The organism is Avibacterium gallinarum (genome assembly GCF_002921135.1).
GTDB lineage: Bacteria > Pseudomonadota > Gammaproteobacteria > Enterobacterales > Pasteurellaceae > Avibacterium > Avibacterium gallinarum.
Window position 1 is genome coordinate 44,161 of sequence record NZ_PQVJ01000006.1, and the last position, 12,581, is coordinate 56,741.

The 12,581-nt window shown below is 42.1% G+C and carries 13 protein-coding genes and 1 other RNA gene; 8 read left to right on the top strand and 6 right to left on the bottom strand.

All coding sequences use genetic code 11. The annotated features are described in order from the left end of the window. Nucleotides 1–17: 17 nt before the first annotated feature. A complete protein-coding gene (gene tyrA, locus C3007_RS01840) occupies nt 18–1,142 on the top strand; it encodes a bifunctional chorismate mutase/prephenate dehydrogenase (RefSeq protein WP_103852813.1) in 1,125 nt (374 codons plus the stop codon). 177 nt (nt 1,143–1,319) lie between these two features. Next, nucleotides 1,320–2,231 (top strand): cytidine deaminase, encoded by a 912-nt coding sequence (gene cdd / locus C3007_RS01845; protein ID WP_103852814.1) that lies wholly within the window; start codon nt 1,320–1,322, stop codon nt 2,229–2,231. A gap of 37 nt (nt 2,232–2,268) precedes the next feature. Here the strand turns inward: cdd and C3007_RS01850 are convergent, their stop codons facing one another. Both C3007_RS01850 and C3007_RS01855 read right to left on the bottom strand, forming a co-directional pair. Next, a complete protein-coding gene (locus tag C3007_RS01850; RefSeq protein WP_103852815.1) occupies nt 2,269–2,817 on the bottom strand; it encodes a KdsC family phosphatase in 549 nt (182 codons plus the stop codon). A gap of 4 nt (nt 2,818–2,821) precedes the next feature. Next, nucleotides 2,822–3,757, bottom strand: coding sequence for a KpsF/GutQ family sugar isomerase (locus C3007_RS01855; protein ID WP_103852816.1), 936 nt, complete (start codon nt 3,755–3,757; stop codon nt 2,822–2,824). Nucleotides 3,758–3,878: 121 nt separating this feature from the next. Here C3007_RS01855 and rnpB point away from each other — a divergent pair. Beyond that, nucleotides 3,879–4,269: RNase P RNA component class A (gene rnpB, locus C3007_RS01860), an RNA gene on the top strand. A 63-nt stretch (nt 4,270–4,332) separates the two neighbouring features. On the opposite strand, the gene matP is transcribed toward rnpB, so the two are convergent. The 3 genes from matP to C3007_RS01875 all read right to left on the bottom strand — a co-directional run bounded on the left by matP (nt 4,333) and on the right by C3007_RS01875 (nt 5,530). Continuing rightward, entirely contained in the window at nt 4,333–4,782 is a 450-nt protein-coding gene (gene matP, locus C3007_RS01865) for a macrodomain Ter protein MatP (protein ID WP_103852817.1), read from the bottom strand. A gap of 156 nt (nt 4,783–4,938) precedes the next feature. Further along, nucleotides 4,939–5,235, bottom strand: a complete 297-nt coding sequence (locus C3007_RS01870) for a HigA family addiction module antitoxin (protein WP_103852818.1) — start codon at nt 5,233–5,235, stop codon at nt 4,939–4,941. A gap of 16 nt (nt 5,236–5,251) precedes the next feature. After that, entirely contained in the window at nt 5,252–5,530 is a 279-nt protein-coding gene (locus C3007_RS01875) for a type II toxin-antitoxin system RelE/ParE family toxin (protein ID WP_103852819.1), read from the bottom strand. Between the two features lie 135 nt (nt 5,531–5,665). Here C3007_RS01875 and C3007_RS01880 point away from each other — a divergent pair, with 135 nt between their 5' ends. Together C3007_RS01880 and fabA are read left to right on the top strand one after the other, a co-directional pair. Continuing rightward, a complete protein-coding gene (locus tag C3007_RS01880) occupies nt 5,666–7,429 on the top strand; it encodes an AAA family ATPase (protein ID WP_103852820.1) in 1,764 nt (587 codons plus the stop codon). A gap of 238 nt (nt 7,430–7,667) precedes the next feature. Further along, nucleotides 7,668–8,201 (top strand): bifunctional 3-hydroxydecanoyl-ACP dehydratase/trans-2-decenoyl-ACP isomerase, encoded by a 534-nt coding sequence (fabA, locus tag C3007_RS01885; RefSeq protein ID WP_103852821.1) that lies wholly within the window; start codon nt 7,668–7,670, stop codon nt 8,199–8,201. Nucleotides 8,202–8,292: 91 nt separating this feature from the next. On the opposite strand, the gene ybaK is transcribed toward fabA, so the two are convergent. Beyond that, nucleotides 8,293–8,775 (bottom strand): Cys-tRNA(Pro) deacylase, encoded by a 483-nt coding sequence (gene ybaK / locus C3007_RS01890; protein WP_103852822.1) that lies wholly within the window; start codon nt 8,773–8,775, stop codon nt 8,293–8,295. A gap of 73 nt (nt 8,776–8,848) precedes the next feature. On the opposite strand from ybaK, the gene C3007_RS01895 reads away from it, so the two are divergent. From C3007_RS01895 to dinB, 3 genes are all read left to right on the top strand, one after another. Further along, a complete protein-coding gene (locus C3007_RS01895; RefSeq protein ID WP_103852823.1) occupies nt 8,849–9,823 on the top strand; it encodes an oxidoreductase in 975 nt (324 codons plus the stop codon). Nucleotides 9,824–10,049: 226 nt separating this feature from the next. Continuing rightward, the gene (locus C3007_RS01900; RefSeq protein ID WP_103852824.1) at nt 10,050–11,360 is read left to right on the top strand and encodes an NCS2 family permease; all 1,311 of its coding nucleotides are present in this window, start codon (nt 10,050–10,052) and stop codon (nt 11,358–11,360) included. 129 nt (nt 11,361–11,489) lie between these two features. After that, nucleotides 11,490–12,554, top strand: coding sequence for a DNA polymerase IV (gene dinB, locus C3007_RS01905; RefSeq protein WP_103852825.1), 1,065 nt, complete (start codon nt 11,490–11,492; stop codon nt 12,552–12,554). Nucleotides 12,555–12,581: the final 27 nt, after the last annotated feature.

The following is a 12,581-nucleotide window of genomic DNA, read 5'->3' on the forward strand; positions in this document are numbered from 1 at the left end:
GAAATAAGGACAATAACGTGGACGCCCTAAAAGAACTGCGTACAGAAATTGATACATTAGATCAAGAATTATTGCAATTATTCGCAAAACGCTTGGCATTGGTAAAAAAAGTGGGAGAAATCAAACATCAATACGGCTTACCCATTTATGTGCCAAATCGTGAAGCAGAAATGTTGCAAGCAAGACGGCAAGAAGCGGAAAAACTTGGCGTACCGCCTGATTTAATCGAAGATGTACTACGCCGTTTAATGCGCGAATCTTACACCAGAGAAAATCAATTCGGCTTTAAAACCGTTAATCCTAACATCAAAAAAATTGTGATTGTGGGTGGAAAAGGCAAGCTAGGCGGATTATTCGCACGTTATCTGCAGCTTTCTGGTTATCAAGTAGAAAGTTTAGGGCGAAACGATTGGGACAACGCCGCACAGATTTTATCGGGTGCAGATGTGGTCATTGTGTCCGTACCCATCGTAAACACGGTGGAAACCATTGAGCGTCTTGCACCTTATTTAACAGAAAATATGTTGCTCACCGATCTCACCTCGGTGAAAAAAGCGCCGCTGGCTAAAATGCTGGAAGTGCATAAAGGGGCAGTAGTGGGCTTGCACCCAATGTTCGGGCCAGATATTGCAAGTATGGCGAAACAAGTGGTGGTGCGTTGTGATGGGCGTTATCCCGAACGCTATCAATGGCTATTAGATCAAATCAGCATTTGGGGTGCGAAAATTTATCAAGTGGATGCTGCCGAACACGATCAAAGTATGACTTACATTCAAGCCTTACGTCACTTTGCCACCTTTGCCAACGGTCTGCATTTATCCAAACAACCTGTGGAGTTGGCGAAACTGTTAGCCTTATCTTCACCAATTTACCGCTTAGAACTGGCAATGATCGGACGCCTATTCGCCCAAGATGGCGCATTATACGCGGACATTATTATGGATAAACCAGAAAACCTTGAAGTGATCGAAAGCTTAAAACAAAGTTATGAAGAAAGCCTGAAATTCTTTGAACAAGGCGATAAACAAGGTTTTATCCAAGCCTTCAAACAAGTCCGCGATTGGTTCGGCGATTATTCTGAACAATTCTTAAAAGAAAGTCGCCAATTATTGCAGCAGGCGAATGATTATCGCGAACATTAGCGAAGAACAAGTGAAAGGCTTGTTTTTATCAGTGCGGTGGAAAATTTGAAAATTTTTTACCGCACTTTAAATCTGAATAAATATTTGATTAAGCTCACAAAATTAACTTTTCTTTAAGATTTTTCCTCTATTCTGCACTATGATAGCGAGAGTTTTAGCTTGAAAGGAGAAAGCAGTGTGAAAAATCATCTTCAGCAACACATTTCAGATCGCATTCAGCAATCATTGGGATTATTAGAAAATCAACAACTCGCCCAAGATTTATGGCATATTCTCGCTGAACAGCATTTCCAAGGCTTTTTACCGCAGTTTGTGGTGAATCATCTTTGCGAAAAATATCAATTAAGCACTAAAGACTTCGCCCTACTTTTATTGCCGATTAGTGCAAGTTATGCCAATCCTACGATTTCTCATTTTAGCGTAGGGTCGGTGGTTACAGGGGAAAGCGGCAGCCTTTATTTCGGGGCAAACCAAGAGTTTTGTGCTACCAATATTCAGCAAACTATTCACGCGGAACAAAGTGCGATTTCTCACGCGTGGATGCGTGGCGAACGGAAATTGACTGACGTAACGGTAAACTATACCCCGTGTGGACATTGCCGTCAGTTTATGAATGAATTAAATAGTGCGGAAACCCTGCATATTCATTTGCCGCATAGCCAGAATAATTTGCTGCACAAATATTTGCCAGATTCTTTTGGTCCAAAAGACTTGGATATTACCTGCCGATTATTTGATGAACATCATAATGGTTTAAATTATCGCACAGAAGATCCCATTATTTTGGCAGCGCTAAATGCGGCTAATCAAGCTCACGCGCCCTATTCAAAAAGCTATTCAGGCGTTGCAATTCAGCTTCAAGATCAACAAATTTTTTCTGGTCGCTATGCTGAAAATGCGGCATTCAACCCAACCTTGCCTGCCTTACAAGTGGCATTAAATTATTTATTATTAAGTGGCAATGAGGTGGAAAATATTCAGCGTGTAGTGATGGTTGAACAGCCTTTAAACCTTTCTTATCAAAAAATGGCAGAAGAATTATTGGCTTATTTAGGGGAAGTAAAATTGGAATATATTTTGCTGCCTTAGCGATAGAAAAACGGTCTAATTCCGACCGTTTTTTGTTTTATTGTGCCATATTTTCTACGGTTTTAAGAAAACCTTGTGCGGTGGCAAAGGCATCACTTTTGCCTTGCGCGCGCATAATCATATCGGACATTTCACGAAATGCGCCTTGTCCGCCGTGGCGTTGTAGCACATGGTCGGCACAATCTTGTACATAATCCATCGCATCGCCTACGGCAAAGGATAATCCGCACACCGCAAAAGCAGGCAGATCCACACTATCATCGCCGATAAATGCGGTTTCTTCAGGGCTTACGCCAGCTTGTTTCATTAATTCAAAACAGGCGCTTTCTTTTTCTAATTTGCCTAAAAAGAACAGCTTAATCCCAAGATCGGCAATGCGTTTGCGTAAAATCGGGGAATCTCGCCCCGAAAGCACGGCAACTTGCACGCCATTTTCCATTAACATACGAATGCCCAATCCATCACGAACGTGGAAACTTTTGAATGCTTCACCGTTGGCGTCATAGTGGAGTAAACCGTCTGTGAGTACACCGTCCACATCGGTGATCACGAGTTTGATATTTTGTAATTGTTCGTTTGAAATCATAGTATTAGCTCGAAAATTCAATTAAACCCACCACATTTTTAGCGTCATCTAACACGATTAATGAATGAATTTTGTTTTCTTTCATAAAGTTTTCCGCTTCCGCTAAATAGCAATTTGCGTTGATGGTTTTAGGTTGAGAAGTCATTAATTCTTGCGCAGTTTTGCTGAGCGCGTCAGCACCATTGCGAGTGAGTGTTCGGCGAATATCGCCATCGGTGATAATGCCTTTTAGTTCATTGTCTTGCATAACAATCGCTACCCCCATACGCCCCTCATTCATAATGGTTAAGCAATCGGTAAATGAGGTGGTGAGCTGTGCGATTGGCAATTTGGTTTGCATTTGATCTTTCACGCGGGATAACAAGCGTTTGCCTAAACTTCCGCCTGGGTGATATTTGGCAAAATCTTCAGGTTGGAAATTTCTTGCGGTGATGAGTGCAACGGCAAGGGCATCGCTCAATGCGAGGGTAACCAGTGCAGAGGTGGTGGGCGCAAGGTTATTCGGGCAAACTTCCCGTTCCACCGTAATATCCAGCACATAGTCGGCGTGTTTTGCAAGGGTAGATTGCTTATTACTGGTTAAGGCAATGATTTTATTGCCAAAATTCTTTAAACTCGGGATAAGTTTATTCACATCATCGGTTTCACCGCTGTATGAAATCAACATCACAATATCAATGGGCTTGAGCATTCCCAAATCGCCGTGAAAGGCTTCTGTCGGGTGCAGGAAAAAACTTGGCGTGCCTGTGGAAGCAAAGGTCGCCACCATCTTCTTACCGATCAGACCTGATTTACCAATTCCGCCAACCACAAGGCGACCTTCACAGTTCAAAATGAGATCCACCACTTGGTTGAATTGCTCATCTAAACGATGGCTTAGTTGTAGCAAGGCTTTTTGTTCCACCTCAAGGGTGTCTTGTGCGATTTTGAGATAATCCATTGTTGCCCCTTTTATATTCAGCAAAAGTGCGGTTATTTTAGCGTAAGTTTTTTGCGAACTCTAGCAGTCATTTTATCTGAGTTTTCTTGCATTTGTTTGATATTCCGCTATACTCTCGCCCTGAGTTAGCCAAACAATCGCTGGTTTATTGAAGCCCTAAACCGTTTGTATAAACGACCTAGTGGGACAAATAGACGAGAGGAAAGTCCGGGCTACATAGGGCAGAGTGCCAGATAACGTCTGGGAGGCGAAAGCCTACGACAAGTGCAGCAGAGAGCAGACCGCCGATGGCTCGTTTGAGATCAGGTAAGGGTGAAAGGGTGCGGTAAGAGCGCACCGTGTGAGTGGTAACATTTCACAGCAGGGTAAACTCCACTCGTAGCAAGACCAAATAGGAACTCAATGGGTGGCCCGCTCAGAGTTCGGGTAGGTTGCTTGAGCGTTTGTGCGAACAAACGCCTAGATGAATGATTGTTCAACGACAGAACCCGGCTTATCGACTAACTCAAGGAATAAAATAGCCTCCAGATTTGGAGGCTTTATTTTTATCACAAAGGTCATCGCAAAAGTGCGGTCTATTTTTTCAATAAATCTTTTAACCCTTCTTTCATTGCTGACATTTGATGTTCATAAGCGGCTTTGCTTTCTCGCTCATCAATCATATAGGTGATGGTTTCAGACAGAGTCATTTTCATTTTCTTAGCATATCTTGATAAGCGCAACCAAACAGAATATTCCAAATCAATTGATTTTTTCTTGGTGGTTTGATTTTCCGCATTGAAAAAACGCTTACGCCGCGCACGAATTGCTTGGTCTAATTTCACCACTAAATTAGGCGAAAGATGAGTTTTCACCCATTCTTCTGTTTCCGCCGCATTATTCTGTGCGGCAATTAAACGGCGCACCATTTCTTGCTGTAAACTGCGTTCTTCATAACGCGTAATTTGCTCCCCTTCACGGGCTTTTTTGGTTAAATAGAGCCATTTCCAGTGTGCTTCTTGATTTTCTAGCTTTTGGTATTTCATCGTATTTCCTCAAACTCCGTTACGGGGTAACTCTGTATAAGTTTACGCTGTTCCGATTTTTTTCGCTAGTAAATTTTGTTTTGGGTGATAAATTCGTCTAACCGCAATATTTTTTAGCCATATTTATGAAGTGCGGTGAAATTTCACCACACTTTTTCAAGCAAATTGATAAGGGATAATATGGCTTAAATCTTCGTTAATGATTGAACGAGTTTGTTCTGTGTCATAATGTGATTGCATATTAAGCCAGCTTTGTGCATCTGTGCCAAAGAATGTTGCCAAGCGCAATGCGGTATCGGGGGTAATGGAACGTTTGCCTTTGACAATTTCATTAATTCTGCGAGGTGGGACAGAAATCGCTTTTGCCAGTGCGTATTGGCTAATACCAAGTGGTTTTAGCCAATCTTCTAATAAAATCTCACCGGGGTGGGAGAGGGGAATTTCTCTAATCATAATCAGTTATCCTTAATTAGTGGTAATCCACAATTTCAACATCAGCAGCGTGTCCATTTAACCAAGTAAAACAAATCCGCCACTGATCGTTAATTCGAATGCTGTATTGGCCTTTTCGATCACCATAAAGCTGTTCTAAATGATTTCCAGGAGGAATTTTTAAAAAGTTAAGCTCTGTTGCCGCATTAAGTTGTTGAAGTTTTCTCATTGCGACTTTTTCAAATGGGATAAAACGCCGTATTCGTTTACCTTCAAAAAATGCTTGGGTTTCTTTACAGGAAAAATGGGTAATCATAAATAATAACGCCTTTCGTTAATACTACATAATGATAACGGATCACGTTATTAAATGCAAGGCATAAATATACAAAATAATCCCATTATGCGATAATCCACCTTTTCAACCATTACTCAAAGAGAGCCACACACTTTGCCTGCGTTATTTAATCAAGTTTTATCTTGGCAGAATTTGCGTCCTGAGTTAGCAGGGCAAGCAGATTTTTCGCAATCTATTGATTTTTTTGACCTACAATCGCGCGCCCGTGGGAGCGTTTCGCAATTTTTGCAAAATTCTGACCGCACTTTATTAGTATTAAAAGCCGATCAGCAAGGGGAATATGCAGTGCTGCTGGAAAAATTTATCAGCCAGTTCCAGCCACAAGATTTGCCCTTGCAAGGTGTGCATTATCATATTGAGCAAGGTTCTGAGCAGACATTGCCTAAAATTACCCTGCAAAATGCGACTAGCGTGGAAGATGATTTTGCCGCAAAAAAACAAGTGGCGAGTGCGATCTATTATGATCAACAACGATTATTCGGTAATGTCCGCTCAAACGGGCAACAGATTGCGTTACAAAGTGGCTTGGTGCATCAGTTAAACGGTGGCGTACTGATTTTAAGTGTTGAGCCTTTATTAACGCAGGTGGGCTTGTGGGAACGCTTAAAGCAGCTTTTGAGTGAACAGCATTTCCATTGGCAATCGTTACATCCTTATAAACCGCTGCCTTGCGATATTCCCAGTTACGATCTGGCATTAAAAGTGATTTTATTGGGCGATCGCACGCAATTGGCGCTATTAGAAGAATTAGATGAAAGCCTTTATCAGCTGGCGGATTATGGCGAAATTGAAAGCTACTTTTCCCTTGATAACGAGCAAGCGCAGCAACAATGGCAAGGTTATGTGCAATCTTATGCGAAACAGCTGGGTATTCAGCTCACGGCGGACGGAATAAATCGACTCTATCAGCTTTTGGTGCGAGAAAGCGAAGATCGTCATTGCATCAATATTTCGCCGTTAAAGCTAAAAGAGATATTGAGCAACACGTGCACATTGGCGCAATGCAATGAATTAAGTGCGGTGCAATTTGAGCAATATTTTCAAGCCAAACAGCAACAGCAGGGCTTTTTGCAACAGCAAACCTATGCAGATATTCTGCACGAACAAATTTATGTGGCAACCGAAGGCGAAGTGGTGGGGCAAATTAATGGGCTTTCTGTGATTGAATACCCAGGCAGCCCCGTTTCCTTTGGTGAGCCTTCACGGATAAGCTGTATTGTTCAGCTTGGCGAAGGGGAAGTGATTGATGTCGAGCGCAAAAATGAGCTGGCAGGTAATATTCATAGCAAAGGCACAATGATTGCTGAAGTGTGTTTAGCGAATATTTTAGATTTGCCCACTCAACTGCCGTTTTCTGCGTCTATTGTTTTCGAGCAATCTTATAGTGAAATTGACGGCGATAGCGCTTCGCTGGCGTGTTTCTGCGTGCTGGCCAGTGCCTTGGCATTGCAGCCGTTGCCGCAATCCATCGCCATTACCGGGGCAATTGACCAATTTGGGCTGGTACATTCCGTAGGTGGCGTGAATCAAAAAATTGAAGGCTTTTTTGCTATTTGTGAAAAACGGGGTTTAACGGGCAAGCAAGGGGTGATTGTGCCTTCTGCGGTGTTAAATCAGCTGAGCTTATCGGAAGCTGTGATAAGCGCGGTGAAAAATCAGCAATTTTCCATTTGGGCAGTAGATGATGTTTTCCAAGCCTGTGAAATTCTGTTTAAACGCCATTTGTTAGTTGAGGAAGATAGCACTTACAACGAACAAAATCAGCCATTGAGCGAGCTGATCAGCCAACGTTTAAACGCCCATTCGGAACAACAAAAAAGCGGTTTCTGGCATTGGTTATTGGGGCGAAAAAGTTAAATTTTTGCACTGCACTTCGTGTCAGACTTTGATCATCTTAAAAGAGCGGTGAAATTTTCTAAATTTTATTTTAGGCGAGCAGCGATGTTCGCCTTTTTATTTCTCAAAATTAAATAATTTACTCACTGATCGGACAAGTTGAGCGAACAAGTGTTAGCTATATCTATTTTCTTCTAATCCTGATATTATGCGGAATAAATTGATACGTTGCGTATTTTATACATAGAAGGAAACAAAAATGATGGACAGTTGTACACCAAATAAAAAAAGTAGCTACAGCTATGAGGATTTATTGGCATCAGGACGTGGTGAATTATTTGGCGAACAAGGCCCACAGCTCCCCGCACCAACAATGTTGATGATGGATCGCATTGTGGAAATGAATGAAACAGGTGGCGATTTTGAGAAAGGTTACATTGAAGCGGAATTAGATATTCGCCCAGATCTCCCTTTCTTTGGTTGCCATTTTATTGGCGATCCTGTTATGCCGGGTTGTTTAGGGCTAGATGCGATGTGGCAACTTGTCGGTTTCTATCTTGGCTGGATCGGCGGCAAAGGAAAGGGCAGAGCCTTAGGCGTTGGCGAAGTGAAATTCACTGGGCAAATTTTGCCAACAGCAAAAAAAGTAATTTACCGCATTAATATGAAACGTGTGGTAAACCGCAAATTAGTCATGGGCTTAGCAGACGGTGAAGTTGAAGTGGACGGGCGCGTAATTTATACCGCCAACGATCTTAAAGTCGGCTTATTCCAAGATACTTCAGCGTTTTAATGATGATATTTTTGTGCAATTAATTGGAACCAATTCCCTTATTGGCTCAGGCGTTACCCTTTTGCGCTTGAGCCTTTTTTATTTTGATTGCTTATTCAGTATCGTCCACAATATCCGCGAAACTGGCTTGTAATACATCTGCTAAATCTTGCGGTGCGAGTTTCACGCTCAAACCGCGTTTACCACCAGAAACATAAATTTGTGAAAAATTTAAGGCTGATTGAGCAATCACCGTTTTCACTTTTCTTTTTTGCCCTAAAGGGCTAATTCCCCCCACTAAATAACCGGAGCTTTTTTGTGCGGCATCTTTTTCCGCCATTTCCACTTTCTTCACGCCAATGGCTTTTGCCGCTTTCTTTAAATTCAGCATATTTGCCGTAGGGAGCACAAAGCAAGCAAGTTTTTTCTGATCTCCATTTTCCGCCACAAGCAAGGTTTTGAACGATTGCTTAGGTGGAATACCTAATTTTTCTGCGGCTTCATCACCAAAATGGGTATTGTTTGGATCGTGATCATAATTATGCAAAACAAAAGGGATTTCATGCTTTTTTAATAAATCAATGGCTGGTGTCATTTTCTTTTCCTGTCAGAATTCGGTAAAATATAACGCTTATTTTACGCTGATTATGACAATCAAGGGAGAAAAAATGTTAAAGATCGCCATTGCCGCAGAATTTGAATTAGCCGAAAAACTGGCTGAATGCTTAGAACAAAGCCAGCTAGAAATTGATCAGCTATCCGTGGCGGAAATTTTTCCATTTAATGAAGAACAAGGCATTCGTTTTAATAATAAAGCAGTCGCACAAATTGTGCCAGATGAAGTGGATTGGGCAACTTTCAATTATGTGTTTTTCGCAGGCGAAGTGTCCGCTGCTAGCCATTTAGCGAAAGCCGCAGAAGCAGGCTGCGTGGTGATTGATTTATTCGGGCTTTGTGCTAGCTTGCCTGATGTGCCATTGGTGATCCCAACGGTTAATGACGCACAATTAGTAGAGTTGCGACAACGTAACATTGTTTCTTTACCGAACCCGCAAGTAACCCAAAGTATTCTGCCATTGAGCGAAATTTTGCAAAATTACCCATTAAAACAAGTGGTTGTCAGCTCGCTTCTGCCAGCTTCTTATATGGGCGATGAAAAAGTGGCGCAACTTGCAGGGCAAACAGCACAGCTATTAAATGGTATCCCTTTAGATGAAAATGTTCAGCGCCTAGCCTTTGATGTTTTCCCTGTAAAAAGTGCGAATTTGAGCGCGCAAGTGCAGAAAATTTTCCCACAGCTTGATAATGTGGTGTTCCACCAAATTCAAGTTCCTGTATTTTACGGCCTTGCTCAGCAAGTCAGCGCCTTTTTTGATTATGATGTGGCAAGTGAAGCCGTAGCAGAAATATGGCAACAAAACAGCTTTATTGAATATCACCCAGAAAACCAAATTACCCCTGTAATTAATGGCGAAAATGAAAACGGCGAAAGCGAAGTCAAACTGCATATCAGCAACCTTAATCAGCAAGAAAGTGCGGTAGAAAATGGCATCGAATTTTGGTCAGTGGCAGACGAACAACGCTTTAACCTCGCCTTAATGGCAGTGAAATTAGCCGAATTGGTGTATCAATCGGGTTATTGATTTGTTTTTAAAGAGTTCAAAAAGAAATAGTTCAAAAAGAGAGTGCGGTGGAAAAATTTGCGTTTTTTCTACCGCACTTTATTCATACTAATTTTATATAAATTACAGACATTTCTTTTAAAAAACCTATCGCGAAATCGTTTGCTTTCTGCTAGAATTGGCAGGAAAAACACCCTTCTTTAAGTTGCGTTTTTCATCTTTTTTATCAACTAATCTGGATTAAAAAATGGAAAATCAGTCTTTTCTACAAAAACTTTTTAAATTAAATCAAAAAAATACCACGGCAAAAACAGAAATCATCGCAGGGATTACCACCTTTTTTACGATGGTTTATATTGTTTTTGTTAATCCTTCAGTGCTTGGTGATGCGGGAATGGATAAGCAAGTGGTGTTTGTAACCACCTGTTTGATCGCAGCATTTGGTACGATCGCGATGGGCTTGTTCAGTAATTTGCCTATTGCCCTTGCCCCAGCGATGGGATTAAACGCCTTTTTCGCCTATGTGGTGGTGGGAAAATTGGGCTATTCTTGGGAAGTGGGAATGGGGACAATTTTCTGGGGTTCAGTGGGCTTATTCGTGCTAACGTTATTCCAAATTCGCTATTGGTTAATGGCGTCCATTCCTTTGAGTTTGCGCGTTGGCATTGGGGCGGGAATTGGCTTTTTTATCTCGCTTATTGGCTTTAAAAATATGGGCTTAGTGGTGGCAAATCCTGCAACCTTAGTGGCATTGGGTGAGCTGCATAATCCGCAAGTGTTAATGGGGATTTTAGGCTTTTTCATTATCGTGGTGCTTGCCGCGCGTAAAATTTATTCTGGCGTACTGATTTCAATCGCAGTGGTTACCACGCTTGCGTTGTTATTTGATGACAGCGTAGTGTTTCACGGGGTGATTTCTATGCCACCAAGCCTTGCGCCAGTGGTGGGCAAAGTGGATATTATGGGCGCGTTAGATACCGCCTTGCTCGGCATTATTTTCTCTTTCTTATTGGTGAATTTATTCGATTCTTCAGGCACTTTGTTGGGCGTAACAGACAAAGCAGGGATCAGCGATGAGAAAGGGCGTTTCCCGAAAATGAAACAAGCGCTTTATGTGGATAGCGTGAGCGCCGTGGCGGGATCGTACATCGGCACCTCTGCAATCAGTACTTACATTGAAAGTGGCGCTGGTGTTTCCGTGGGCGGGCGCACAGGAATGACGGCAGTTGTAGTTGGCGTGTTGTTCTTATTAACTATTTTCTTCTCGCCATTAGCGAGCGTTGTGCCACCTTATGCCACCGCAGGCGCGTTGGTTTATGTGGGAATTTTAATGGCTTCAAGCTTAATTCGTGTTCAATGGGAAGATTTGACCGAAGCCACACCAGCCTTTATCACCGCAGCAATGATGCCGTTCACTTATTCCATTACGGAAGGCATTGCCTTTGGTTTTATTAGCTACTGTGTGATGAAAGTTTGCACAGGACGCTGGAAAGAAGTTAATGCACCAGTTTGGGTGGTTGCCTTACTCTTTATTGCCAAATTCGTTTGGGTTGGCTAACTCTTTTTAATTAGGGCGAAAAAATTCGCCCTAATTTTTTACCGCACTTTTGTTATTTTCGATTTGCCTTAAAAACAGGTAAAATATCACCAATTTTCCACCGTACTTTATTTTTCTCTCATACTGCTTATGCGAAAAATCATTCATATTGATATGGATTGCTTTTATGCTTCTATTGAGTTGCGCGATAAACCGCATCTCAAAGGCAAACCTGTGGCGGTGGGCGGTTCATCTGAGCAACGTGGCGTGTTAAGCACTTGCAATTATGAAGCCAGAAAATTTGGTTTACATAGCGCAATGCCAACGGCGCAAGCCTTGAAACGTTGCCCAAATTTGATTTTATTGCCGGTGAATATGCCGTTGTATAAACAGGTATCGCAACAAATTCAGCAAATATTTCATCGCTATACCCATTTAGTTGAACCCTTATCTTTAGATGAAGCCTATTTAGATGTTACAGATTGTCAGCAATGCTCGGGTTCAGCCACTTGGATCGCACAAGAAATCCGTCAAACCATTTTTGCTGAAACTCAGCTTACTGCGTCTGCTGGCGTTGCACCGTTAAAATTTCTGGCCAAAATCGCTTCTGATAAAAATAAGCCGAATGGGCAATTTGTGATCGAGCCAGATGATGTGGACGAATTCGTACGCAACCTGCCACTTAGTGCCATTCCCGGCGTGGGAAAAGTAACCACCCAGCGCTTATTGGAAATGGGCTTAAAAACCTGTGCCGATGTGCAACAATTTGAACAGCATTTATTGCTCAATCAACTCGGCAAGAGCGGACAGCGTATTTGGAATTTTAGCCACGCCATTGATGAAAGGGAAGTGCAGCCCGAGCGGTTGCGTAAATCCGTAGGGGTGGAAACCACGTTATTGAAAAATATCACCGCACTTGAACAAGGTGAGGCCGTGCTAAATCAGCTTTATGATCAATTAGTGCGCCGTGTGCAGCGAGCTTGCCCTGGTTTGCCTTTGCAAAAATTACGCAAAATTGGCGTGAAGTTAAAATTTGATGATTTCCAAATCACCACCTTAGAAAAAAGTGCGGTGGATTTTTCGCAAGAAAATTTCCGTGCCTTATTGGCGCAAATTTGGCAGCGCCGTCAAGATAAATCCATTCGACTAATCGGCTTACAGGTTAATTTACCCGAGCAACAAGAAGAAAAACAGATGAGTTTATGGGAAAACTGATCCGTTAAATCTTGAAATTACAAAATT

What these genes read in the sequence shown, in the direction of transcription:
- fabA (WP_103852821.1), top strand. Translation starts at nt 7,668, where the DNA reads ATGATGGACAGTTGTACACCAAATAAAAAAAGTAGCTACAGCTATGAG.
- C3007_RS01870 (WP_103852818.1), bottom strand. Translation starts at nt 5,235, where the DNA reads ATGATTAGAGAAATTCCCCTCTCCCACCCCGGTGAGATTTTATTAGAA.
- C3007_RS01850 (WP_103852815.1), bottom strand. Translation starts at nt 2,817, where the DNA reads ATGATTTCAAACGAACAATTACAAAATATCAAACTCGTGATCACCGAT.
- dinB (WP_103852825.1), top strand. Translation starts at nt 11,490, where the DNA reads ATGCGAAAAATCATTCATATTGATATGGATTGCTTTTATGCTTCTATT.
- C3007_RS01855 (WP_103852816.1), bottom strand. Translation starts at nt 3,757, where the DNA reads ATGGATTATCTCAAAATCGCACAAGACACCCTTGAGGTGGAACAAAAA.
- C3007_RS01900 (WP_103852824.1), top strand. Translation starts at nt 10,050, where the DNA reads ATGGAAAATCAGTCTTTTCTACAAAAACTTTTTAAATTAAATCAAAAA.
- ybaK (WP_103852822.1), bottom strand. Translation starts at nt 8,775, where the DNA reads ATGACACCAGCCATTGATTTATTAAAAAAGCATGAAATCCCTTTTGTT.
- matP (WP_103852817.1), bottom strand. Translation starts at nt 4,782, where the DNA reads ATGAAATACCAAAAGCTAGAAAATCAAGAAGCACACTGGAAATGGCTC.
- C3007_RS01875 (WP_103852819.1), bottom strand. Translation starts at nt 5,530, where the DNA reads ATGATTACCCATTTTTCCTGTAAAGAAACCCAAGCATTTTTTGAAGGT.
- C3007_RS01895 (WP_103852823.1), top strand. Translation starts at nt 8,849, where the DNA reads ATGTTAAAGATCGCCATTGCCGCAGAATTTGAATTAGCCGAAAAACTG.